The 1130-nt window shown below is 60.9% G+C and carries 1 protein-coding gene and 3 pseudogenes; 2 read left to right on the top strand and 2 right to left on the bottom strand.

What is annotated here, in order from left to right; genetic code table 11:
* Positions 1 to 204, top strand: a pseudogene (locus CQ14_RS45850) (TCP-1/cpn60 chaperonin family protein); the annotation flags it as partial.
* Between the two features lies 1 nt (position 205).
* Positions 206 to 545, top strand: a pseudogene (locus tag CQ14_RS45845) (TCP-1/cpn60 chaperonin family protein); the annotation flags it as partial.
* Positions 546 to 653: 108 nt separating this feature from the next.
* On the opposite strand, the pseudogene CQ14_RS45840 reads toward CQ14_RS45845, so the two are convergent.
* Together CQ14_RS45840 and CQ14_RS48130 are read right to left on the bottom strand one after the other, a co-directional pair.
* A pseudogene (locus tag CQ14_RS45840) lies at positions 654 to 835 on the bottom strand (tetratricopeptide repeat protein); the annotation flags it as partial.
* A gap of 50 nt (positions 836 to 885) precedes the next feature.
* A complete protein-coding gene (locus tag CQ14_RS48130; protein ID WP_430650148.1) occupies positions 886 to 1062 on the bottom strand; it encodes a thiol-disulfide oxidoreductase DCC family protein in 177 nt (58 codons plus the stop codon).
* Positions 1063 to 1130 lie beyond the last annotated feature (68 nt).

Here is a 1130-nt window from a genome sequence, read left to right as displayed (position 1 = left end):
CACCTCGGACTACGACCGTGAGAAGCTGCAGGAGCGTCTGGCCAAGCTCGCAGGCGGCGTCGCGGTGATCCGCGTCGGCGGCGCGACCGAGGTCGAGGTGAGGGAGCGCAAGGATCGCGTTGATGACGCGATGCATGCGACCCGTGCGGCTGTGGAAGAAGGCATCGTGCCGGGCGGCGGCGTCGCCCTGCTGCGTGCCTCCCANCAAGGGCCTGCGCACCAAGAACGACGACCAGAAGACCGGCGTCGAGATCGTCCGCAAGGCGCTCTCCGCGCCGGCCCGCCAGATCGCGATCAACGCGGGTGAAGACGGTTCCGTGATTGTCGGCAAGATCCTGGAAAAGGAGCAGTACTCCTATGGCTTCGACTCGCAGACCGGCGAGTACGGTAACCTGGTCGCCAAGGGCATCATCGACCCAACCAAGGTGGTTCGCGTGGCGATCCAGAATGCGGCCTCGGTCGCGGCTCTCTTGATCACCACCGAAGCCATGGTGGCCGAAGTGCCGAAGAAGAACGCAGGCGGCGGCATGCCTGCGGGTGGCGGCNGCATGGGCGGCATGGGTGGTATGGATTTCTAAGTCCAACCGTTCAGCGCTCAAAAAGACAAAGAAAGGCCCGGCAGCGATGCCCGGCCTTTCTGCATTTTCGTTCGTTTGATCGCGGTTGCCCTTCTCAATTTGCCACAGGCCGTAACGTCAGTGCATGGTTCGGATCGGCTTTCAGGCGCGCGCTCGTACCAGACCTGCGAGAATTTGTAGTCGCCGAGCTTGCGATAGGAATAGCCGATCAGATTGCCCACGTTCGGGTGATCGTCGTGGCCAAGTGTCTTTAACTGCTCGCCTGTGTCTCAGACTGAGTTGAATTGCAGCAACGCTGCTTCCTTCGTCATGCCGGCCGACGCCAGGGGCCATCGTCCCGCAGTTTCGGGGGCGGTTCACGATGGCCACGAACGATCGGCAGGATGCGAGCGTCACGACGGCCGAACCAGCGATAGCGGTAGCGCGCGACCAAGTCATAGATCGCGTCGCGGATCATCCGTGGGATGAATTGGAAGATCCATATCCACTGTAGAGTCAGGAACGAAAGTATCTGCTACATAGCTTTTATCGACCGAACCAAACCGGATAATA

This window comes from Bradyrhizobium lablabi (assembly GCF_001440475.1).
In the GTDB taxonomy this organism is placed as follows: Bacteria; Pseudomonadota; Alphaproteobacteria; order Rhizobiales; family Xanthobacteraceae; genus Bradyrhizobium; species Bradyrhizobium lablabi.
Note: the sequence above shows the minus strand (reverse complement) of the source record. Positions and strands in the feature narration are given on the sequence as shown.